We start from the raw sequence: 21,388 nt of genomic DNA, 5'->3' as shown, positions 1-21,388 counted from the left end.
TATTGACATTCTTCGACTTAGATATAAAATGAAAGTAGGAATTTGTATATAATTGTAACCCTTTTTCTATATTAATAGGAAATTTCGTTTATTTTTTTTTACAAGATATTAGGAGATGATATTTTGGCTAATGAAATGGAAAAAAAGAGATTGGGATGGTTTAAAAATCCTTTATCGAATCAGAGTGAGATGGAACAACGGGAAGAATCTCCCGAAATGGTTGTAGAAGATTTGCCTGCAGAAAATGAAAAAGTGGAAGAACAAGAAACGGTTCAACCGATTAAAGCTGAAGAAGAGTCTTTCATTTTTTCAAGGGATCAGCAAGACAAAGTGGCAATGGATGTCATTGTTTCAATTGAAAATATCATTAAAGACCGCCAATTGCTTTCCTATAAATATAATGCGCTGGTAGAACAATTGGAAAATGCGAACCAAATCATCAATCGCCTAAAGCGCGATCAATTGAAAAAAGATCAAATCATCCAGGAAAAAACAAAGGAAATTCGGGACTTGGAAATCAGCTTGACCAATAAGCAAATGAGCTATGATCAATTGCTTGAAGACTATAAAGAATATCAGCTGAAACACAATTTGGAATATGACAAATTGACGAACCAGCTGGAAACCGAAAAAGCGAAATACAATAAACTCTTTGAAGAATCTGCAAGAATCCAATCACAACAAGTACAAAAAATTAATGAACTGGAAGAGCGCATCCGTACACTAGAGATTGAAAATCAAAGATATTTGGAACAATATGAAAAAATTGTTGAAGAAAAGGCGCAACTAATGAAAACAATCTCAGATTTTACAGAAAGAATGTCTTTCTCCTTTTCACCAAAACAAAACGATTAAATGCCCTATTTACTTTTTCCCAGGAGAAAGGAGTAAGGAATGTCTGTCCATAATGTTAAAATTCTCGAATTGTTGTCGATTCATGAAGTTAACGGATATAGCTTGCTTAAATTGAAAGTCTTTTCTTTCAAAGATCAAATGGAACTTTACTGGCTTATCGATCATGAAACCGGCAATGCCTTGCAAGAGATTTGCAAATTCCGTGGTGCCGAGCGCTACCGTTTATCTTTGCAGACCTCTTTCAATGCCCAAACGCAACGGTATACCAGTTTTGTGACAAAAACCTACCGCGATTCGAGCCAAAAAATGAACTTCCACTGTTCAGCCAAGTTCCATCGGCAGCTGGAAAGAATAAAAAATTGCCAAAGTATTACAAGTTTATTGTCTTTTGATTTTTTATTCCCGAATTTGCCGAAGGAAGAAACCCTCAATGTGCTGGAAAATGTCGAAGAGGATATCCATGATTCAACCGGGACTGCCTCCGATGTTGAGGAAACTGCCCTTGTTGAGGAAACAATCGAAGCAATCGCTGATTCAAATGATATTCAGAATGAAACCGAAATCAAAGAGGAAACGGTTGAATCGGAAATTCTTACGGAAGAAGAGGAAAAAATTTCAGTCGATCCGGAAGAAAAGATTGAAGATTCCGGTGTTCAAGATAACATACCTGAAAAGGATTCGGTGAATGAACCGGCAAAAGAACAGAAGTCTGATTCTGTTGCCCATACATACATATTTTCGAAGCTGCCGCAATTGAAAAGGCGATTCCGTTCCAATAAAGGATTCCCCCAACATCTATTGACCGCTTCATTAATATGCGCGATCTTATTGATTGTTTTTATTATTATTTTTGACGTTTTATCCAGTCCAAAATCCAAAACCGTTGAAAATGCCGATTCTTCATCCACAATTAGCGAAGACAATTCAAGTACCGCCGATGAAAGTACCGATCCATCAGAGGGTGGCATACCTTCACTTCAGATTGATGACTTTTTGACTTTCAGTATTCCGGATGGTAATGTTGCATTGACGTTTAACGACGGTCCAACTAAATATACACAGGCGATTGTGGATGTATTAAAGGAAAAAGAAGTGGGCGGAACATTTTTCTTCATTGGTTACAATGTCCAAAAACATCCGGACATTGTTGAGTATGTTCATACCAACGGGTTTTCCATCGGCAGCCATTCAATGACTCACGCAGCCATGAATGAGCAAACGTTGGAGGAACAACAATATGAAATCAGCGAATCCAAAAAAGTCATAGAAGAAATCATCGGCCAGCCGGTAAAATTTTTCAGACCGCCAAACGGTTTAATCAACGAAACGACCCAAGCGGCGGCGGAAAAAGAACAAACCCAAATCATTTTATGGAATCTTGATCCAAGGGATTGGGAATCGGAAAAAGCGGAAGAAATTGTGGAAAAGATAAAAAGTGAACCGACATCCTCTTCGATTATTACTTTTCATGAATCGGCACAAGTCGTTGAGGCGTTACCAACCATTATCGATTATTTAAAACAACAAAATCTAAAAATTGTCAATTTGCAATAAGAAAAAGCTTGGGCCTGAGAGACATTTCAGGCTCAAGCTTTTTCATTTTGGAATTGAACGGATGAAGTTCGTGTATATATCACTTTACAGAAATCTTGATAATCTCCCTGCCATTTGCCGGTTGAAGCGGGCGGTTATTATTGCCATAAAATTTGCTGAATAAGGCGATCTGATCCTTGGAAAATTCAATAGGATTTTCAAATATAATCCACCGGACCCCCTCTGTACATGGCGGAGTCGTCAATGACCCCTCATAATAATAAGCTGTTTTTTCTTCGGGGATGAATTGCAAAAGATTGAAGGCTTCATATTCTTTTTCTTTCAATGTTTCATCCTTTAAAAATTTCCATACTTCTTTTATCATATCGTTTTCTTTGCCCGATTGAATAAAAACCGCTACGACTGCCAGTTCCCCTTTTTCATTTTTATGGACTAGATGCAATTCCATGTCATGGCTTTGACCTTCTATCTGATGCTCGCTTGGCTGGTGGAAATGGAATGATTCGAATTTGTATTGCTCGTTGTCGATCGTAATAAAATTCAAATTGGATTTTGAAACAGCTTCCAACGTATGCTTTTGTTTTACCAGCCCCAGCTGTTCCTCGCCATAAGAAAATCGGATGCTTGGAGCTTGTTTGCGGACGACATCAGCCGATTCAATTTGGATTGGCGATTGCATCGTCCCCTTTTCACAGGCTTTTTCCTCAGCGTATACCGTTTCATCTTCGAAATAGGATACTTCCTTTTTGGTGATTGTTTCTTCATGGTTTCCAGTCAGTTGTTTTGGCGACGTCATTTGATGAGAAAAATACGCCGTTGCGCTTAAAAATGAAAAGAACGTCAAAAGGAGGATTAAATGTCTGATTTTCATCGGGATTTCCTTTCATTTTTTGTTATTTAACTTAACCAGAATCTTTCCTTTTTTATACTTCCAACCTTTTACTTTTCAATAAAAAAGTGCTGGTTTACTCACCAACACCTTCGTTTTTATATAAAGTGACTTGATTTCGTCCATTATTTTTTGAATGATACAATGCTTCATCCGCCATTAAAATGAGATCGTTTGGATTGGATCCTTTCTTCGGTACGACAGTGGCTACACCGACACTCACCGTAACAAATTCATGGGTAGGAGATGATTCATGGGGCAGCTTTAATCCGAGAACATCCTTCCGAATTTCCTCCGAAAGTTTTTCCGCTTCATGTTCATTGGAGGAATTCAAGAGCAGACAAAATTCCTCTCCTCCATATCTGCATACAATTTTATCCGGAAACTGATTATGCTGTTTCAAACAGTCGGCTATTTTTTGCAAGCATTCATCCCCCTTGACATGACCATATGTATCATTAAACTTTTTGTAATGGTCAATATCCAAGAGAATAAGGGAAATCGGCTCTGAACGCGCTATCGCCCTTTTCCATTGCTCCTCTATATGTTGATTGAAGTATCTCCTGTTATATAGTCCCGTTAATGCATCCATATTGGCTATATATTCCAAAGATTGTATGTTATTGGCCAGTTGGCTGCGCATAATATCAATGTTTCCAATTAATTCGGATAATTCATCCCGTTTTTTATATGCGGGGACATTTTTTGTAAAATCATGCTCCGTATAAGCTTTCACACTGTTGCTTAATTGAATGATCGGTTGGATGACCTTTTTTAATATTTTAATTTCGATGATGACAGCAACAACAATGGTGAAGAAAACGGCAATGACGACGGAAATCAGGATTGTATTGATCTTTCTTCTCATTGTGTTTCTTACAATGGTTCTTTGTTCTTCCACCAACCAATAATACTCGCTGTACATTTGCCGAAATTCTTCCAATGCTTTTTCGCTTTGTTGCAGCAATGCCGTGTTGACCCCTTGATCTTTATCTGTCAAAAAAATGAGCGGGGCGATCAGCTCATCTTGTATGTATTGTCCCTTTTTCACGAATTCATCCGTTTTATGTACCAATAGAGGAAAAATCTTCGTTTGCATCCGAATGTCTTCCGCATTCTTTTTATATTTTTCCACTCCAAGATCATATGTATCCAAATAATATGTGTCGCCCGTTATACAATATCCCCTTTGCCCGATGATTTGATCATTGACTGCCTGATAAATTTGAGTGGCGGTTTCATCGATCGCATCCAATGAACGTTGCCCTTTAATATTTTCATTTAAAAACAGGCGAATCGAGATAATCGCCAGTAATATAATAATAAAAATAATGCTTGCTGTTACAATGATGGAATGCAACAAACGCGTTCCCAATTTCCCTAATGTTCTATCCTTCACCCTTGTGCATCTCCTCTTTCCCAACCACTGACCAATAGGTAACATTTATTGTATTGCACTATATTTTACCGTACAACAATCTATATATTTTATCAAGTATTGAAAAAATTTATCAATAAAAAAGCCGTATCTATATTGATACGACTATTTCAGATAAAACAGCCCCCCGCTGACGATTTCAATTTTGATTCTCGGCTGAAACCGTTCTTCCAACGCTTTTTTCTCAAGCTCATAAATTTCAGGTTTTTCTTCAACACCGACATAAAAGTGATCCAAAATTTCTTGTTCCCTTTCCCATCGTTTTTTCGCCTCATCCGCCCACGTCATATCATCATTGGCAATATAGTTTTCAATGGCTGTCTCCAATCTTTCAATCGCTCTCATCGGCGAAACGATATAAGGAAGGCAATAGGCGTTTCTCGGGAGTTCATTCGTCAACTTCAGTCCAATCAATAAGTCTTGAAAATTGCTTTTGACGCTTCCATGAATCAAATTGATCCCCAAAGAAAATAGCATTTCCTTTGTCTGATCCGTATGATAAGAAACTTTAAAATTTGCGCCAATCCATGGAAATAAGCTGGCCCCTTCTTCATTTTCATACAGTTGGACAAAGGAACCCAAATCTTTTGTCGCCTGAAATATTTGATGCATCCTCGTCGAACCATAATGAATATATTCGCCACGGATCTCTTGATTTTCCGGCCTTTTCGTTATGAAGGTCACCTTTAAAGGGTTGGGTTGTGCATTTGTGCTTTCAACAAATTGCCAATAAAAAGGGCGATTCATGATTCGCTTATCGATGTCGGAGGTTAACTGTACCGTCAGATGATTGGGTGTATCCTCCAAAATTTCGCAATCTGTTACACTAAAAAAAGTCCGCAAATAGTCATGGATTTGCTCTGCTAACATCTTTCAGCCCCTTTCAAGATGATGGTTCAGGTGAATCCGAGCTGGTCTTCCAAGCCATAATCCTCGAAATGGAAATTTGATACAAAGTTAGGAGAATTGTATATTCGTTCTTCCACTTTGTTCGTTAAAATATCGTCCAAGTCCCCTACAATTTTTTCAAATACATCGATTTTGTTCGTCAATAAATCGATGATCCGGTCTTCTATCGTGTTTTGAATGGCAAGATTATAAATATATACATCCGATTGTTGGCCAAATCGGTGCACACGGCCGATTCGCTGCTCAATTTTCATCGGATTCCATGGCAAATCAAAATTGATGACATGATGGCAAAATTGCAGGTTGATCCCTTCCCCGCCTGATTCCGTTGCGATGAGCACATCCGCATAATCCTGGAACAATTTTCTCATCCAATCCCGCTTATTTTTGCTGAATTTTCCATTAAACAGGACACTTTTGATCCCTTTTTGATATAAATACCATTGCAAATAAAGTTGGGTGGCACGATATTCGGTGAAGATAATGACCTTCTCTTTTGCTTTTTGAATGATTTCGTAAGTTTTTTCCGCCTTTGAATTGACATCCAATTGGGACATTTTCTCTATGATTTCATCAATATATTCCCTTTCTTCCCGCGACTGCACTTTTTCTTTCAGTTTGATCAATGTTAAATAAGCCGCTTCTTTGCTGGAACACATTTCTTTTAATAAGGTGGTCATGACAAAGGAATTGCTGTATAGATTTATCCGTTCTTTTAGATGCTCGATCATTCCGTAGACCTCTTGTTCCTCTTCCGTCAATTGAATCGGAATCGTTTCGACATGTCTGCCCACCCATTCAATGCCCGTATCTTGTCTGCGGTTCCGGATCATCACCTGATTCACCAGTTCTTTTAAATATTCGTCTTCCTGTAAACCGTTTTTCCCTTTTCTAAAATAGGCCTGGAAACTTTCGATGTTTCCTAAATGCCCAGGTTTTAACAAGGATACAAGATAGAAAATCTCGAAAATATTATTTTGAATTGGGGTTGCCGTCAACAGCAGGCAAAACTTCTTTTTTAATCCCTGTACAAATTGGTACGTTTGGGTTTTGTTGTTTTTTAATTTATGGGCCTCATCAATAATAATCATATCATAATCCTGTTCATAAATTTTTTCCCGATATAGACTGCGTTTTGCCATATCCATGCTCATCACGACAAAATCATATTGTTCAAAAGGCACGTTCTTTTTCCGGCATCCAATGGCAGGAATGGAAAATTTCCCGTTCAATTCATCGACCCACTGGGTAAGCAAAGATGCCGGCACCAATATTAATGCCTTTTTTACAAGCCCCCTTAAAATGTATTCCTTCAAAATCAAACCGGCTTCAATGGTTTTACCGAGACCCACTTCATCCGCCAAAATCGCCTTTCCGTTCATTTTTTCAATGACCGTCCGGGCAGCGTCAATTTGATGGTCAAGAAATTGAATATTAGTCAAAAACTTTGGCGCCTGCAATCCTGAAAAATCGGTAATCAATTGGTCTTTCACGACATCATAGGCCATTTTGTATAATGTCCAATCATCCCATGGACCGCCTTCATTTAATCGTCGCGCAAATTCTTCCTTCCAGCCGGAGGATTTTTCAATCATCATGGTTCTCTCCCCCCTTTTCATTTTAGATTGTCCAAAAAGCGGAATCCTATGAAGATCCGAATGTTTCCTGTCGGATAAAAAACCCTTCTTTTCGCAAACTAAAAATGAAAAGCGAAGAGAAAAAATGAAAAATGGTTATTCTTCATCACCTTAGGTATTTTCCTTTCAGCTGTTTTTATGCCCGGATATATAAAAGTTCATTTCTTCCTTTGGTGGATGAAATGAGCGTCCATTTATATATTTGGCTGTTTTTTTTACGTAATTTGCGGAAGGCTTTTGAGAATAATAAGTGCACATGGAGGGCAGGAGGTGAGAATTTTGAGCAAAAATAATAAGAAAACTTTGAATGAACGTACCCACAACCCATTTGAAACATATAAACATTTGCACCAAAATACGACAAGCAACAAGAATAATCCGGAAGACAATACCGCGGAAATTTCGGAGGAGTTTGATTCAAAAGCAAAAAACAAGAACAATAAAACGAATCATGATAAAAACCAAAAATCCAACAAGGATGCTTAACCTTTTCATTGAATCCCCGTTTTTTTGGAGGTAATCCAATGAATAAAAAACAAGTCATTTTTCTGAACCGCACCCACAAAAATTTTAATTTGTACATCGGCAACAAAGGAGATCAAGATTTTTTTAAAGAACTTGAAACAGCGCAACCTGTTTCGGATAAGGTCATACCCATTGATCGTTTTAAAAAATAACTTTCCGTGACATTTCTATAAACTTTTTGCAAAAAAGTTTTTGAATAAAATGTGAAAAAATTCACTAACTCTTTCTTTTTTTCAACATTAAGCGTACAATGTAATTGAAAAGATTGATATATAACAATGGAAATGACCGATTGCGGTGTTATATAACAAATTTATGGAATTAGGAGGCGTAAACCATGTGGGTGCTAACAGTTTTTGATGGCGAAACATTCCGGATTTATGAGTTCGAAACGAAAGAAGAAGCAATGAAAGTAATGGAAGAAATACAACTGCCAGCCATCCTTTCTTACACAAACTTGACTTTGGTTGCTTAACCCCCTTTCAAACAGACTTTTGGCCATACATTCAAGGAGCATTTATTGCTCCTTATTTTTTTTGATTTCACTAGATTTTTCTGTCGGAACTGCCAATATTCTTCACTTTTTTCTTCGTGATTTTTGGGAAGTATAAGAATTAGTGAAAAACACATTGGATGAGGTGATATTGATGAAAAAACTGTTCTCCTTTTTCATATGCTTATTCGCCTTTGGATTTGTCCTTGTGCCTTCCGAAATCGAAGCGCACTATCATTCATCCTTTATTAAAGAATACGAACAGTTGGATGATGAAAAGAAACAACAAGTGGATCAAATTTTAAATCATTTACATGAAGAACTTGAAAAATTGGGAGTAAAAATTGATCATCCGAATGTTCATGAAATCATTTCAAGGTTAGATGAAGAGACACAACAACAGGTCAAAGCCATTATCAAAGATTTGGATGAAGGCAAAATCACATCAGAAGAAGCGGATAAAAAACTCGAACAATTAGGGGTGCTGCCTAAAAAAGAAAATTGTAAAATCTTTGAAAATCTTGATGATGAAACAAAAGAAAAGGGAAAAGAAATTATGAAAGAACTGAAAAGTGGTGCCATCACCCGGGAAAAAGCCGATGAAAAATTCAAAGAATTGGGGATCGAATTGCCAAAGAGACAAGAATTAAATGATGAAACGAAAGAAAAAGTGAAGCAACTCCTTGAAGAAGCGGAAAAAGAATTTGAACAAATCGGAATCGAATTTCCAAAACATCATTATAAACATTTAATCGAATAAACGAAAAATCCAGCGAAAACAAATTTTTTCGCTGGATTTTCCCCTTTATATATATTTTATAAAAATAATAAAAAACAGTTGTGAAGATTTGTTGAATTTGAAAACGCAATCATCTTGAACAAAATGTGAAAAGTTTCACTAACTATTTTCTTTTTGGTTTTCAGGGTGTACAATGAACTTGAAATTGATATATAACAATTTCTTGGATAACAAAAACCAAAGGAATTGTTATATAACAAAATTATATTGAAGGAGTTTGATCCCTCGATGTGGGTACTTACTGTATTTGAAAAAAATTCTTATCGAATCTTTGAATTTGTGGAAAAAAGCGAAGCTACAATGGCACTTCAAAAATTCGGTAAATCCGCATTTTTGTCCTTTACAAAATAATTGAAATGAAAAACAGTGGCGATAGATATAAAAGTTTTCGGTGAAAAAAACATGAAGGAGGAATTCTGAATGTGGGTTGTTACAGTTTTTGAAACGGGCACTTTCCGCTGCTTTGAATACGATACAAAAGAAGAAGCTGTCCGTGCGTTGCAAACTTACAAAAACAATGCCATCTTATCTTTCACAAAATAAGAGTACCGCTTGTTCCCCATCCATAAAAAAATTATCATCCGGCCTTGGATGATAATTTTTTTTAAACTTTTACCCCGATATTGTATTGGAATCAGCTATGCAACCGCCATTTTCAAAGCGCTTACATTCCATTTACCCTCTCGTTTTTTTCTTCTCGAAATGCTTTATTTTTTCTATTCTATCAACTGATTTTGCCCTATTATTTACAAACAACAAAAATATATACCCATTTTTTCTATTAATTAATCCTATTAAATTGTGACAAATTTGTGAAAATATATAGTTTCCTCCACAATCCGACATTTTTTTCAAAAAAAATGGTATACAATGAAGGAGCTTCTACAGCAATAAACAAAAAATATCATGAACAAATTTACTGGAGGAGTAAAAATGTTTAACACACTATACAAAAAAATGTTAAAAGTTGTGATAGAAATAAAAAGAAAAGATATGTACCGGAAAGCACAAGAACTTGGTTTCACACATCCGGAAGTTGTAAATTGCAGCCAACAGTTGGACCATCTGCTCAATAAATATACTAAAGAAGCGGCATAACTCTGCCAATCGATCTCCTGATCTTTTCCTGAAATGGTTGGATGAAATACCCTCAAAACCTTGTGGCACAAGGTTTGACGGGTATTATTTTTTTATCTTTTCAACGGATTATCTTTCACTCCCGCATAATCTTTTTTTGCGTCCACAAATACGAATTCGTTTTCCGGATAACGGTAGGCCGTCAGTTTCCCTCCAAATACAACTCCCTGGTCAATGTTGATGGTATTATTCACCATCAGCGGCTCCGGCTTTGGATCGTGTCCCCATACAACAAGCAAATCGCCTTTATATTGCTTATACCAGTCCCGGCGTATCGGCTTTCCCTGTTGATCAACCCCTGCTACATCGCCATAGCGGCAAAAATTTTTGATTCTTTCCGATTCTTTGCCAATAAATTCTTCACGGATTCCCGCATGAACGCAAACAAGCTTCGGCTGCCCTTTTTCAGAAAGTATATAGTGGGAGGGTAAATTAATCAACATGTCTCTCAATTCTTTTTTTAACTGTACGGTTTTTTCTTTTCCATTTTTCCCTTTCGAATTCAATAAATTCTTCCTCCACTTTTTCATCCCCGTGTTTCAGCTGAACTTTTCTTCCATCAAGCCATCGGGCAATTTTCCAGCCATGATTGCTATCGATCATATACATTAAATGCCGATGTTTTAAAAAAAATACCATCGTTTCAATGGATTTTGGCCCCCGGCTCATCACATCCCCAGGAGAAACCATTTTTCTCCCCTTCGGATGCACATAAAGCCCCTGTTCATTTTTTTGATAACCCAATCGATCGAGCATTTCGAGCCATTCATCGAAACAGGCATGTATATCTCCTACTATGTCTACTCCTTTGTCTATATTTATGAACATGATTATATACCCCTTTATTTTTTCTAAACTATTTTATATTATAGAGCTAAACATACACCTTATTCACCAGAGTTTACTGATTATTAATTCATGCCGAATTGTTGACACTTTTCAAAATATCATGCATATTTTTAATTGATAGAACAAGTGTCGGACATATCGACATCGGCGCAGCGAAGACCAGTAAGCGGCACACTGTTGGAAAGAGAGCGATGTCCATGGGCTGAAAGACATCGTACAAACAAGAGCTGCTGAACCTGCTTCGTCAGCTTCCAGCCAAAACTGGACGCATCCCAAGCGTTATTGGGATAAAGTGGGATTATAATTAATCCAATTTAGGTGGTACCGCGGAAACCTTTTTCGCCCTAAAACCAGGGTGGAAAAGGTTTTTTTTATAAACAACGTTTAAGGATGGTTATCGATGGAGAAGAAACGAATTGTCGTTAAAATTGGTTCAAGTTCACTAACAAATTCAAAAGGCGAAATCGACTTTGAAAAATTGCAGGATCATGTGGAAGCCATTGCGAAAGTCGTGGAACAAGGACATGAGGTGCTGCTTGTTTCTTCCGGCGCTGTGGCGGCGGGATTCCGGAAACTCGGCTACCCTACCCGCCCGGTCACATTGAAAGGAAAACAAGCTGCTGCTGCTGTCGGTCAAAGCCTGCTCATTCAATTGTACGCGGAACAATTTGCCAAATACAACATCACTACAGCCCAAGTGCTGTTAACCCGTACCGATTTCTCCAACAAAGAGCGCTATAAAAATGCCTTTGCCACTTTCAGCGAATTGCTGGAACGCTCCATTTTGCCAATCATCAATGAAAATGACACCGTCTCAGTGACAGAACTCACCTTTGGCGACAATGACATGCTTTCCGCACTAGTCAGCGGATTGGTGCATGCAGACCAGCTGATCATTTTAACGGATATCAACGGCTTCTATGATGATAATCCTCAGAAAAATCCGAACGCCAAGCGGATTAGCCGTTTAACGGAAATCACCGATGACATGCTCCAGCTGGCACAAGGCGCAGGTTCAAAAGTCGGCACCGGCGGAATGCAATCGAAGCTCCTTGCCGCCCGCACAGCATTAAAAGCCGGGGTGAAAGTGTTCATCGGAAAAGGCAGCGGACCGGAAAAACTCATGGACATTTTGGAAGGCCGGGGTGATGGAACTTATATTGAACGTGACGAACTGCCGGTGCTCCCAAGCCAAAAACAATGGATTTCCTTTACGGAAGCCAAAGGGAAATTGTTCATTGATAAAGGGGCGGAAGATGCATTGCTGCGGAGAGGCAAAAGCTTGTTGCCTGCAGGGATTTATAAAGTGGAAGGCGTTTTTGAACGGGGAGATGTGGTTGAAGTATACGGGGAATCCGGCCTCATCGGTCGGGGAGAAGTGCTATACTCCAGTGACGAAATCGCTTATGCCTGCGGGAAAAAAACCGATGAGCTCCATGACGGTTTTATCGAGGTCATCCACCGGGATAAATGGGTGAAAATATAAATTCTATTTCATAGCAGGAGGTATTCTTATGAAACAACATATTGCCGGCTCAGAAGTGCAAACAAAAGGAAAATTGGCCAAGTTCTCAAGCTATTTAATGAATTTGAAGACAACGGAAGAAAAGAACGAAGCACTGGCAAAAATTGCAGAACAGCTGCTTCTCGAAAAGGAAGAGATCATCGAAGCAAATAAAAAAGATTTGGAAAACGGGAAAAAACAAGGCTTATCGGATGCTATCCTTGACCGGATCATGTTGAACGAACAACGCATCCAAGCGATGGTGGATGCCATTCATCAATTGATAGAACTGCCGGATCCAGTTGGAGAGGTGCTTGAAAGCTTTACGAAAGAAAATGGTTTACAAATCGAAAAAAGACGTGTACCGCTCGGTGTAGTATGCATGATTTATGAAGCCCGCCCAAATGTGACAGTTGATGCCGCCACCCTCTGTTTAAAAACCGGTAATGCGGTGATCTTACGCGGAAGCTCATCGGCAAAAGAATCCAATATTGCCCTTGTTTCCTGTATCCACCGGGCACTGGAAAAGACTTCATTGCCTGTCGATGCGGTACAGCTGATAGAAGACACAAGCCATGAAACAGCATCCGAACTATTTCATCTAAAAGAATATATTGACGTATTGATTCCTCGGGGTGGAAAAAAATTGATCGATTTGGTCGTACGGGAAGCTTCTGTTCCGGTACTTGAAACGGGAGCAGGAAACTGCCACGTCTATGTCGACCAATCTGCAGACTATGATATTGCTGATAAAGTGGTCATCAATGCAAAAACCCAAAGACCATCCGTATGCAATGCGGCTGAAAGCTTATTGATCCAGGAAGATTGGTTCAATGAACATGGGAAAAAGTTATTGGAAAGTTTACAAGACGCAGGGGTCAAAATCATTGGGGACGAAAAGGTTTGCAAAGTGCTTCCAGGCGCTTCTCCTGCAACAGAAGAAGATTATGCAACGGAATTTTTAAGTTTGACAATCAGCGTGAAAATCGTAAAAGATGTAGATGAAGCGATTGACCATATCAATCATTTTGGCACGAAACATTCAGAAGCCATCATTACCAATGATGAGCGGAATGCGGAGAAATTTTTAAATCGTGTCGATGCGACAAGCGTCTATGTGAATGCTTCCACCCGTTTTACGGATGGTTTTGAGTTTGGCTATGGGGCCGAAATCGGCATCAGCACACAAAAACTTCATGCAAGAGGTCCAATGGGACTCCCTGCATTAACATCGACGAAATACTACATCCGCGGGAATGGCCAAATCAGAGGGTAATAATAGTAAAAAAAACCTATCAATACAGAAAAAAGTATTGATAGGTTTTTTAATGCCGATCATTCAAACTGATCCCTTCCCTGCATGTCCGAATGCTCGCTCACCATCCCAAGGCTTTTCCAGCCACATTTCCTGGATTCTTAACGGTCTGTTTCCTTAAATTCGATATTCACAATTTCTTCTGTTTCATTATCAAACGTAATGTCCACAAAAACGCCGAATTCGCGATTCCCTTCCTTCAGCCAAAGTTTGAATTTTTCCGTGGAAGTTTTGTTTCCCACACTTCTTCCGATATGGAGATAATCAATAATATCCGCGGTTTGATATCTCTCTTTCACCTTCTCCATGGCGATTCTTCCCCATTTGGCATAGGCAGGGGCCGATTGCTGTTGGGCGCGGGATTCCGAAGCATCAGACATGAAAGTTCCAATAAAAATCGTGGAAGCAATTAAAACAAAGGACACAAATAATCTCAATGTCGCAACCTCCTTTCAATTTAGTTTTTTCAATGGAAAGGAGGTTATTCCAACAAAAAAGAACTGCCGTCATTTGGCAGTTCCATGTCAAGTTTATTGCAAGCAAGCTTTTGCTTTTTCAATTTGTTTTTTCACTTGTTCAAATCCCGTGCCGCCTTGGGAAAGACGACGGGCCACCGCGTTTTCAGGTTTCAACACAGCATACACATCTTCTTCGATCAATTCGCTTTCTTCTTTCATTTCATCCAATGTTAAATCTTGCAGGAAGATGCCTTTTTGAATGCATTTAAACACCAATTTTCCTGTCACTTCATGGGCTTTTCTAAACGGCATGCCTTTTGTGGCAAGATAATCGGCCAGTTCTGTCGCATTGGAGAAGTCGCTATGCACAGCTTGATTTAAGCGCTCCGTATTGACTGTCATCGTGCGGACCATACCTTCAAAGATTTTCAAAGAACCTACAATCGTTTGAAGGGTGTCAAACATGCCTTCTTTATCTTCCTGCATATCTTTATTATAAGTAAGCGGCGTGCCTTTCAATACCGTAAGCAGGCCGATTAAATTGCCATACACGCGTCCCGTTTTCCCGCGGATGAGTTCCGCCATATCCGGATTTTTCTTTTGCGGCATGATGGATGAACCGGTTGAGAAAGAATCGTCCAATTCGATAAATTTAAATTCATCCGTTGACCAAAGAATAATTTCTTCGGCAAAGCGGGATAAATGGGTCATGAGCAATGAAGAATTGGATAAAAATTCCACGATAAAATCACGGTCACTTACGGCATCCATTGAATTTTCGTAAATTTTTCCAAATCCCAAAAGTTTTGCCGTCATTTCCCGGTCAATTGGGAATGTCGTCCCTGCCATAGCACCGGCACCCAATGGAGAGATGTCGATTCGTTTTAAAGATTCCGTAAAACGTTCTTTATCCCGTTCAAGCATCCAAAAATACGCCATTAAATGATGGGCAAAGCTGATCGGCTGCGCCCGCTGCATATGGGTATAGCCTGGAGCAATCGTTTCCACATGCTGCTCCGCTTTTTCCAAAATCGTTTTTTGGAAGGCTCCAATCAATTCAATGACTTCTTTAACCCGTTTCTTTAAAAACAAGTGGACATCTGTCGCCACTTGGTCATTCCGGCTGCGGCCCGTATGTAATTTTCCACCGACAGGGCCAATTAAATCAATGAGCATTTTTTCAATGTTCAAATGAATGTCTTCATTTTCGACTTTGTATTCAAGTTCCCCATTTTCCGCTTTCTTTTTTAACTCATTGAGGCCCCATTTGATTTTTTCCACATCTTCTTCCGGCAAAATGCCTTGGGCTCCAAGCATTGTGACATGGGCCAGACTGCCTTCGATATCTTCCATGACCAATTGCTGATCGAAACCAATGGACGCTCCGAATTCATCCACCCAGCTTTCCGCTGATTTTTGGAAACGTCCTCCCCATAATTTTGTCATTGTTTCCACCTATCCTTATAACAATATTGTTTCCAATGCATAAGAATAGCGAAGGAGTCTAAGTGCTCGGGAAACTCCCCTTCCCAAGCGCATTATTTTAAGAACAAGCTATTCTCCTCCTCATCCTGTCTTAAAATAATCTTCCCTAGACCTCTTCGCACTCAAATTCATTATTTTGTGTTGATTGATTTATTGTTCACTTGTGAAGCAACAACAGTTGGAAGACCCCAAAGTTCGATGAATCCAACTGCGGATGCATGGTTAAATGCGTCTTCTTTTGAGTAAGTCGCCAATTTTTCATTGTATAAAGAGTTTGGAGATTTTCTTCCTTCCACAATGGAATGGCCTTTGAACAATTTGACGCGAACCGTTCCGTTCACATATTTTTGCGTTTCTTTGATGAAGGCATAAAGCGCTTCCCGAATCGGGTTGAACCATAAACCATCATAAATCACTTCGGAAAGTTTTTGTTCCACGATTGGTTTGAAGTGTGCGAGTTCTTTCACAAGCGTAATATCTTCAAGTTCTTTATGGGCAGTTAAAAGAACTTTCGCTCCTGGAATTTCATATACTTCACGGGACTTAATACCAACCAGGCGGTTTTCCACGTGGTCGATGCGTCCAACACCGTGGCGGCCAGCGATTTGATTTAATTCAAGAATCAAATCAGCAAGTTTCATTTCTTTGCCGTTTAATGCGACCGGTTTACCTTCCACGAATTCAATTTCCACGTATTCTGGAGTGTCTGGCGCATTTTCAATGGATACTGTTAAACCGTAAGCTTCTTCCGGTGGAGCCACCCACGGATCTTCCATTACCCCTGCTTCATTGGCACGTCCCCAAAGATTTTGGTCGATGGAGAATGGGGAATCGATAGTTGCAGGTACTGGAACATTATGTTTTTTCGCGTATTCGATTTCTTCATCGCGGCTCCAAGCCCATTCACGCACTGGCGCCAACACTTCTAGATTTGGATTTAACGCTTTGATGGATACTTCAAAACGCACTTGGTCGTTTCCTTTACCCGTACAACCGTGCGCTACGGCATCTGCGTTTGTTTTGTTGGCAATTTCCACTAATTTTTTTGCAATTAATGGACGGGATAAGGCAGATACTAACGGATATTTTTGTTCATACCAAGTATGTGCTTGAAGCGCCACAAGGGCATATTCTTCCGCAAATTCATCTTTTGCATCAATGATATATGATTCAACAGCTCCAACTTGAAGAGCTTTCTTTTGAATAAAATCAAGGTCTTTTCCTTCGCCGACGTCTAAACAAACTGCTACAACGTCGTACCCTTGTTCTTTTAGCCAAGGAATAGCAACAGATGTGTCAAGACCGCCTGAATATGCTAAAACTACTTTTTTATTTGCCATAACTACATGAACTCCTTCAATAATTGGAATGTATTTTTATACAATTCATTAAAAGTTTATACATGAATGTTAACAGATTATAAAAATAAATACAAGTGTATTTTTATAAGTAATTGAAAGATTTTTTATAAAAATTGCGCATTCATTGTTGATTCCATTTTTGCATTATTTTTTAGTAAAAAACCTTTTCCCCAATTTCTCAACCAAAGCTGGAGCTGCTGCATAAATCTTGCTCGTGGCACCCATGATGCGCGGCAAATTGATCTCCCTTTTTGGATGATCGATCAGGCGGATGACTTCCATTGCGACTTTTTCAGGCTGAAGCAGAACGCCTTTCACAGAATTTCTGTATGAGGAAGTCGAATCCGCTTTATCCAAAAAAGGCGTATCAATCGGTCCGGGATATACGGCTGACACTTTAATATTGTATGGGGCCAGCTCCAATCTCAAACCGTTGACAAATCCGGTGATGGCATGTTTCGACGCGGCATAGACACTGGCCTTTTTTGTTGCCACCTTACCCGCTTGGGAACCGATGAAAATAAAATGGCCTGAACGTTTTTGAATCATGTTGGGAGCCAAATATTTTGCCATATAAATCGGCGCTCGAATATTCACGTCGATCATCCGATCGATTTCCTCTTCCGAGAGGTCAAAAGCATTATCAAACGCACCAACACCCGCGTTGATGATCGCCACATCAATTTCAGGAAGTTCATTGCATAATCGATGTATATCCGCTTTTTGGCATAAATCCCCTTGCATCACTTTTGCCCCGAGTTTTGAAAGAGAAAGCAGCGCTTCCTCATTCCTACCCGTTGCAAAAACTTCATATCCTCTTTTTAAACTCAATTCCGCGATAATTTTTCCGATTCCGCTTGTAGCTCCAGTAATAAAAATTCTCTTCCGGTTCATTCTATTTATTATCCTTCCCCATCCAATGATTATGCAAAACAAAAAGGGATATCCGTGGAATGGAACATCCCTAATACTCAATTTTCATTTGAAGCAGTTCCGCCATATCTTCTTTCGAGTGGAGAAAATCTGCCAGCGTGTATTGGTCCAAAACTTGCAGGAACGCTTGCAAGGCTTCATACAATACATGTCTCAATTGACATGAGGGAGATATTTTACAATGATTATTATTTCGATCAAAACACTCGACGATATGAAAATCTTCTTCCGTATGCCTTACCAATTTTCCAATATTGATATCTTTCGGCTCCACTTTCAGGCGTATTCCTCCGCCACGGCCACGGACCGTTTCGATTAAACCGATTTGAGCCAAATCATAGGTCACTTTCATTAAATGATTTTTCGATATATGATATCGATCGGCAATTTCCTGGATGGTTGATAACTGATTGTCTCCTTTGAGACCTAAATATATTAAAACCCTTAAGGAATAATCCGTATATAAAGTTAATCGCAAAGTCCTCCACCACGCTTTATCCTTTTTAATCTGTATTTATTATATCATTTTTCAATATTCAAGTAGATGATTACACAAAATATTCAATTTAAAAAGTAGTATTTTTTATGCATCAATTGTGGCAAAAATGTTAAAGATGTATATAAAATATTGCTTTATATATCCACAATGTTTATAGTGTTTTTGAAAGGACGTGACAGAAATGTTATCACAAAAAACAATCGACATCGTTAAATCAACAGTTCCTGTATTGGAAAAACACGGGGTGGATATCACAAAACATTTCTATAAAAGAATGTTTACAAATCATCCCGAACTAAAAAACATATTCAACCAGACAAATCAACGGGAAGGCAGACAACCACAGGCATTGGCCGCCTCTGTTTATGCCGCTGCTGCAAACATCGACCATTTGGAATCCATCTTGCCGGTGGTGCATTTAATCGCCCATAAACATAGAGCCCTTGGCATTTTGCCTGAACATTATCCGATCGTTGGAGAAAACTTGCTTGCGGCAATCAAAGAAGTATTGGGAGATGCGGCAACGGATGAAATCATCGAAGCTTGGGCGGATGCTTACGGAGTAATTGCCGACGTCTTTATCCAAGTGGAGGAAGAACTTTATCAACAAGCGGAAGCTAACGGGGGCTGGCGGTTATTTAAGCCGTTTAAAGTCGTTAAAAAAGAACAGGAAAACGATCTTGTAACATCATTTTACTTAGCGCCGGAAGACGGGAAAGCGCTTCCACCTTATCAACCGGGCCAATACATCACTGTGAAAGTGAAAGCTCCTGGTGAAGAATATACCGCTTTGCGTCATTACACTATATCACATGCGCCTAACGGAAATGTTTACCGTATTTCTGTAAAACGTGAAGCGGAAAATAATCCAAAAGGTGTCGTATCCAATTATTTGCATGATTTTGTGGAAGAAGGCAGCACTGTTGAAGTTAGTGCTCCGGCCGGTCTATTCACATTGCAACAAAACAGCAACCCTGTATTGTTTATTGGAGGGGGAATCGGTGTAACTCCTCTTTATGCAATGCTTGATTCAATGGAACCGGGACGTGAAGCCGCGTTTATTCAATCTGTACGCAACGAAAAATTGGCCGTATTCCAGGAACAAATCCAAAAGAAAATCAATGAATTAAACGGCACTTATCTTGTGAAATATTCCGATACGGAAGGCCATCTTACAAAAGAAGACCTGTCAAAATTCATCCAAGAAAACACGGAAGTTTATATTTGCGGACCAGAAGCATTTATGGAAGCGCTTATTCCGACAATCAGGGAACTTGGTGTGCCGGATGAACGAATCCACTTTGAATTCTTCGGACCTGGTCTATCCTTTAAAGCATAATCGATTCACTCGTACACTGACCTCCCTAAGAACATAACCGATTCATGCAAAATCCCACAATAAAGGCGAAACCTTCTATTGTGGGATTTTTTGTTATCAAACCATTAAATTCTCGAATAAATTTCATGACCGCCTACGAGTTCGAAACGTATTCTTTCCTCTTTAACCAAAACATCCAGGTACCCTTGCGTTTTGGATAATGTTAACCCCAATTGGCTTTCATAAACGGCCGGATACAATTCTTTCGTTACTTCATAAACGGTTTTTGGTTCAGACAAGATTTCATATACTTGGTTTGTTCTTTGCGAATCTTTTTCCAATCTCATGTCCACCAGCTCTTTTACATTCACAATTTCATTTCCATGACCTGTATAAAGCTTTGAAATCTCCAATGTGGTCAAAAATTGCAAAGATTCCTGATATTGGACAAGGCTTTTTGGCCGATCGAACGATAAATCCACAGGCGGTTCAATAAGGGGATTGGAAGCGATTTTTTCCAACAAAATATCCCCTCCGATCACTTCCTTCGTACGTTGATGATGGAAAATGAAATGGCTTTGGGCATGGCCGGGTGTATAATAAACCATTAACCCGGGATGCCCCGGCACTTCGTCTCCGTCCTTGATGTATTTTGTCAACGGGGTACTTCCGTATAATTCCATATCTCTGCGGATACGGAGAATTTTTTGAATATACCCTTCTGGAACAGCCTGTTTTATTAAATACATTTTATAAAATTCTTCACGGTAGTTTAAAAACTCTTCCGTTTTTTTCATCCAATGATCGATGTATTCATGGCCCAGTATTTCAGCATTCGGGAATGCATCCACCCAACCGGCATGATCCGGATGATGATGGGTCAAGATGACTTGCTCGATATCATTGAAACGGTACCCTGCTCGTTTTATTCCAAACTCAAGGGCCTCGTATGCTTCTTTTGTCTTCGGTCCAACATCAACAATGGATAATGCGTCCCCTTTTATTAAGAATGCATTCACATCTCCTACATCATAGGGAGTAGGCATCACAATTTTCACAATTTCCATACTTGTTCCCCCTTGTTCTCTATATCTACCAAATGAATCTTCATTCATTTCATTTTACTGCTTTTTTTCCAATTCGTCACGTCACTGAGTTGACAGATTTTTATGAAATGAATATAATTTCTGTAATAATTGAACATAACGGTTCGCGATGACGAAGCCAAGTAAATGGATTGACGACTCCAGAGAGTGCTGCATTTGGTGGGAGCAGCACAGTCCTCTCAATTCATTGAACCTACTTCTGAGCAGTCATGCAAACATGACCGTTTCCCTTAGCGATAATAAGGGCCTGAGGTGTGCTTTTATAAGCAAACAAAGGTGGTACCGCGGAAACATGCGTTTTCGTCCTTTCTTTAAAGGATGAAA

General features: G+C 39.2%; 23 protein-coding genes and 1 other annotated feature. Of the genes, 11 read left to right on the top strand and 12 right to left on the bottom strand.

Annotation, left to right across the window (positions count from 1 at the left end; translation table 11 throughout):
• Positions 1–123: 123 nt before the first annotated feature.
• Entirely contained in the window at positions 124–855 is a 732-nt protein-coding gene (locus tag ACFPOH_RS00940; RefSeq protein WP_342469458.1) for a hypothetical protein, read from the top strand.
• 39 nt (positions 856–894) lie between these two features.
• The gene (locus tag ACFPOH_RS00935) at positions 895–2,409 is read left to right on the top strand and encodes a polysaccharide deacetylase family protein (RefSeq protein ID WP_342469459.1); all 1,515 of its coding nucleotides are present in this window, start codon (positions 895–897) and stop codon (positions 2,407–2,409) included.
• A 79-nt stretch (positions 2,410–2,488) separates the two neighbouring features.
• Here ACFPOH_RS00935 and ACFPOH_RS00930 read toward each other — a convergent pair whose 3' ends face one another.
• The 4 genes from ACFPOH_RS00930 to ACFPOH_RS00915 form a co-directional block, all read right to left on the bottom strand.
• Positions 2,489–3,280 carry a carbonic anhydrase gene (locus tag ACFPOH_RS00930; protein WP_342469460.1) on the bottom strand — a complete coding sequence of 264 codons (792 nt, stop codon included), beginning with the start codon at positions 3,278–3,280 and terminating at the stop codon, positions 2,489–2,491.
• Between the two features lie 94 nt (positions 3,281–3,374).
• A complete protein-coding gene (locus tag ACFPOH_RS00925) occupies positions 3,375–4,697 on the bottom strand; it encodes a diguanylate cyclase domain-containing protein (protein ID WP_390308592.1) in 1,323 nt (440 codons plus the stop codon).
• Positions 4,698–4,841: 144 nt separating this feature from the next.
• The gene (locus tag ACFPOH_RS00920; RefSeq protein ID WP_390308591.1) at positions 4,842–5,606 is read right to left on the bottom strand and encodes a YqhG family protein; all 765 of its coding nucleotides are present in this window, start codon (positions 5,604–5,606) and stop codon (positions 4,842–4,844) included.
• 26 nt (positions 5,607–5,632) lie between these two features.
• Entirely contained in the window at positions 5,633–7,243 is a 1,611-nt protein-coding gene (locus ACFPOH_RS00915; protein WP_390308589.1) for a DEAD/DEAH box helicase, read from the bottom strand.
• A gap of 318 nt (positions 7,244–7,561) precedes the next feature.
• Here ACFPOH_RS00915 and ACFPOH_RS00910 point away from each other — a divergent pair, with 318 nt between their 5' ends.
• The 6 genes from ACFPOH_RS00910 (at position 7,562) to ACFPOH_RS00885 (ending at position 10,197) form a co-directional block, all read left to right on the top strand.
• Entirely contained in the window at positions 7,562–7,768 is a 207-nt protein-coding gene (locus tag ACFPOH_RS00910) for a hypothetical protein (protein ID WP_342469464.1), read from the top strand.
• 38 nt (positions 7,769–7,806) lie between these two features.
• Positions 7,807–7,959 carry a hypothetical protein gene (locus tag ACFPOH_RS00905; RefSeq protein ID WP_390308588.1) on the top strand — a complete coding sequence of 51 codons (153 nt, stop codon included), beginning with the start codon at positions 7,807–7,809 and terminating at the stop codon, positions 7,957–7,959.
• A 185-nt stretch (positions 7,960–8,144) separates the two neighbouring features.
• Complete coding sequence (locus tag ACFPOH_RS00900) at positions 8,145–8,282, top strand: hypothetical protein (RefSeq protein ID WP_342469466.1); 138 nt, start codon at positions 8,145–8,147, stop codon at positions 8,280–8,282.
• Positions 8,283–8,454: 172 nt separating this feature from the next.
• Positions 8,455–9,060 carry a hypothetical protein gene (locus ACFPOH_RS00895; protein ID WP_390308587.1) on the top strand — a complete coding sequence of 202 codons (606 nt, stop codon included), beginning with the start codon at positions 8,455–8,457 and terminating at the stop codon, positions 9,058–9,060.
• 459 nt (positions 9,061–9,519) lie between these two features.
• A complete protein-coding gene (locus ACFPOH_RS00890; RefSeq protein ID WP_342469468.1) occupies positions 9,520–9,642 on the top strand; it encodes a hypothetical protein in 123 nt (40 codons plus the stop codon).
• Between the two features lie 390 nt (positions 9,643–10,032).
• Complete coding sequence (locus tag ACFPOH_RS00885) at positions 10,033–10,197, top strand: aspartyl-phosphate phosphatase Spo0E family protein (protein WP_342469469.1); 165 nt, start codon at positions 10,033–10,035, stop codon at positions 10,195–10,197.
• A gap of 92 nt (positions 10,198–10,289) precedes the next feature.
• On the opposite strand, the gene ACFPOH_RS00880 is transcribed toward ACFPOH_RS00885, so the two are convergent.
• Positions 10,290–10,742, bottom strand: coding sequence for a metallophosphoesterase family protein (locus ACFPOH_RS00880; RefSeq protein ID WP_390308586.1), 453 nt, complete (start codon positions 10,740–10,742; stop codon positions 10,290–10,292).
• Entirely contained in the window at positions 10,669–11,064 is a 396-nt protein-coding gene (locus ACFPOH_RS00875; protein WP_390308585.1) for a metallophosphoesterase family protein, read from the bottom strand. The genes ACFPOH_RS00880 and ACFPOH_RS00875 overlap by 74 nt, the downstream gene beginning before the upstream one ends.
• A 421-nt stretch (positions 11,065–11,485) precedes the next feature.
• Here ACFPOH_RS00875 and proB point away from each other — a divergent pair, with 421 nt between their 5' ends.
• Both proB and ACFPOH_RS00865 read left to right on the top strand, forming a co-directional pair.
• Positions 11,486–12,571, top strand: a complete 1,086-nt coding sequence (gene proB, locus ACFPOH_RS00870; protein WP_342581377.1) for a glutamate 5-kinase — start codon at positions 11,486–11,488, stop codon at positions 12,569–12,571.
• A gap of 28 nt (positions 12,572–12,599) precedes the next feature.
• Positions 12,600–13,865 (top strand): glutamate-5-semialdehyde dehydrogenase, encoded by a 1,266-nt coding sequence (locus ACFPOH_RS00865; RefSeq protein ID WP_390308584.1) that lies wholly within the window; start codon positions 12,600–12,602, stop codon positions 13,863–13,865.
• A gap of 140 nt (positions 13,866–14,005) precedes the next feature.
• Here the strand turns inward: ACFPOH_RS00865 and ACFPOH_RS00860 are convergent, their stop codons facing one another.
• The 5 genes from ACFPOH_RS00860 to ACFPOH_RS00840 all read right to left on the bottom strand — a co-directional run bounded on the left by ACFPOH_RS00860 (position 14,006) and on the right by ACFPOH_RS00840 (position 18,619).
• Positions 14,006–14,341, bottom strand: coding sequence for a DUF3889 domain-containing protein (locus ACFPOH_RS00860; RefSeq protein WP_342469474.1), 336 nt, complete (start codon positions 14,339–14,341; stop codon positions 14,006–14,008).
• A gap of 93 nt (positions 14,342–14,434) precedes the next feature.
• On the bottom strand, positions 14,435–15,808 hold the full coding sequence (argH, locus tag ACFPOH_RS00855) for an argininosuccinate lyase (protein ID WP_390308582.1): 1,374 nt from the start codon (positions 15,806–15,808) through the stop codon (positions 14,435–14,437).
• 170 nt (positions 15,809–15,978) lie between these two features.
• Complete coding sequence (locus ACFPOH_RS00850; RefSeq protein ID WP_390308580.1) at positions 15,979–17,187, bottom strand: argininosuccinate synthase; 1,209 nt, start codon at positions 17,185–17,187, stop codon at positions 15,979–15,981.
• 165 nt (positions 17,188–17,352) lie between these two features.
• A complete protein-coding gene (locus tag ACFPOH_RS00845) occupies positions 17,353–18,102 on the bottom strand; it encodes an SDR family NAD(P)-dependent oxidoreductase (protein ID WP_342469477.1) in 750 nt (249 codons plus the stop codon).
• Between the two features lie 70 nt (positions 18,103–18,172).
• Positions 18,173–18,619 (bottom strand): RrF2 family transcriptional regulator, encoded by a 447-nt coding sequence (locus tag ACFPOH_RS00840; RefSeq protein ID WP_342469478.1) that lies wholly within the window; start codon positions 18,617–18,619, stop codon positions 18,173–18,175.
• A 202-nt stretch (positions 18,620–18,821) separates the two neighbouring features.
• Between ACFPOH_RS00840 and hmpA the strand changes: the two genes are divergently transcribed.
• Positions 18,822–19,979, top strand: coding sequence for an NO-inducible flavohemoprotein (gene hmpA / locus ACFPOH_RS00835; protein WP_342469479.1), 1,158 nt, complete (start codon positions 18,822–18,824; stop codon positions 19,977–19,979).
• A gap of 104 nt (positions 19,980–20,083) precedes the next feature.
• Here hmpA and ACFPOH_RS00830 read toward each other — a convergent pair whose 3' ends face one another.
• Entirely contained in the window at positions 20,084–21,025 is a 942-nt protein-coding gene (locus ACFPOH_RS00830) for an MBL fold metallo-hydrolase (RefSeq protein WP_342469480.1), read from the bottom strand.
• Positions 21,026–21,164: 139 nt separating this feature from the next.
• Positions 21,165–21,375, top strand: a binding site (T-box leader).
• The last annotated feature ends 13 nt before the right edge of the window (positions 21,376–21,388 follow it).

The organism is Ureibacillus suwonensis, assembly GCF_042655065.1.
GTDB lineage: Bacteria > Bacillota > Bacilli > Bacillales_A > Planococcaceae > Ureibacillus > Ureibacillus suwonensis.
The sequence above is the reverse complement of the archived record's forward strand: the minus strand, read 5'-3'. Positions and strand labels throughout refer to the sequence as shown.

What these genes read in the sequence shown, in the direction of transcription:
- ACFPOH_RS00845 (WP_342469477.1), bottom strand. Translation starts at nt 18,102, where the DNA reads ATGAACCGGAAGAGAATTTTTATTACTGGAGCTACAAGCGGAATCGGA.
- proB (WP_342581377.1), top strand. Translation starts at nt 11,486, where the DNA reads ATGGAGAAGAAACGAATTGTCGTTAAAATTGGTTCAAGTTCACTAACA.
- ACFPOH_RS00900 (WP_342469466.1), top strand. Translation starts at nt 8,145, where the DNA reads ATGTGGGTGCTAACAGTTTTTGATGGCGAAACATTCCGGATTTATGAG.
- hmpA (WP_342469479.1), top strand. Translation starts at nt 18,822, where the DNA reads ATGTTATCACAAAAAACAATCGACATCGTTAAATCAACAGTTCCTGTA.
- ACFPOH_RS00865 (WP_390308584.1), top strand. Translation starts at nt 12,600, where the DNA reads ATGAAACAACATATTGCCGGCTCAGAAGTGCAAACAAAAGGAAAATTG.
- ACFPOH_RS00920 (WP_390308591.1), bottom strand. Translation starts at nt 5,606, where the DNA reads ATGTTAGCAGAGCAAATCCATGACTATTTGCGGACTTTTTTTAGTGTA.
- ACFPOH_RS00830 (WP_342469480.1), bottom strand. Translation starts at nt 21,025, where the DNA reads ATGGAAATTGTGAAAATTGTGATGCCTACTCCCTATGATGTAGGAGAT.
- argH (WP_390308582.1), bottom strand. Translation starts at nt 15,808, where the DNA reads ATGACAAAATTATGGGGAGGACGTTTCCAAAAATCAGCGGAAAGCTGG.
- ACFPOH_RS00885 (WP_342469469.1), top strand. Translation starts at nt 10,033, where the DNA reads ATGTTTAACACACTATACAAAAAAATGTTAAAAGTTGTGATAGAAATA.
- ACFPOH_RS00930 (WP_342469460.1), bottom strand. Translation starts at nt 3,280, where the DNA reads ATGAAAATCAGACATTTAATCCTCCTTTTGACGTTCTTTTCATTTTTA.
- ACFPOH_RS00935 (WP_342469459.1), top strand. Translation starts at nt 895, where the DNA reads ATGTCTGTCCATAATGTTAAAATTCTCGAATTGTTGTCGATTCATGAA.
- ACFPOH_RS00890 (WP_342469468.1), top strand. Translation starts at nt 9,520, where the DNA reads ATGTGGGTTGTTACAGTTTTTGAAACGGGCACTTTCCGCTGCTTTGAA.
- ACFPOH_RS00905 (WP_390308588.1), top strand. Translation starts at nt 7,807, where the DNA reads ATGAATAAAAAACAAGTCATTTTTCTGAACCGCACCCACAAAAATTTT.
- ACFPOH_RS00875 (WP_390308585.1), bottom strand. Translation starts at nt 11,064, where the DNA reads ATGTTCATAAATATAGACAAAGGAGTAGACATAGTAGGAGATATACAT.
- ACFPOH_RS00915 (WP_390308589.1), bottom strand. Translation starts at nt 7,243, where the DNA reads ATGATGATTGAAAAATCCTCCGGCTGGAAGGAAGAATTTGCGCGACGA.
- ACFPOH_RS00895 (WP_390308587.1), top strand. Translation starts at nt 8,455, where the DNA reads ATGAAAAAACTGTTCTCCTTTTTCATATGCTTATTCGCCTTTGGATTT.
- ACFPOH_RS00850 (WP_390308580.1), bottom strand. Translation starts at nt 17,187, where the DNA reads ATGGCAAATAAAAAAGTAGTTTTAGCATATTCAGGCGGTCTTGACACA.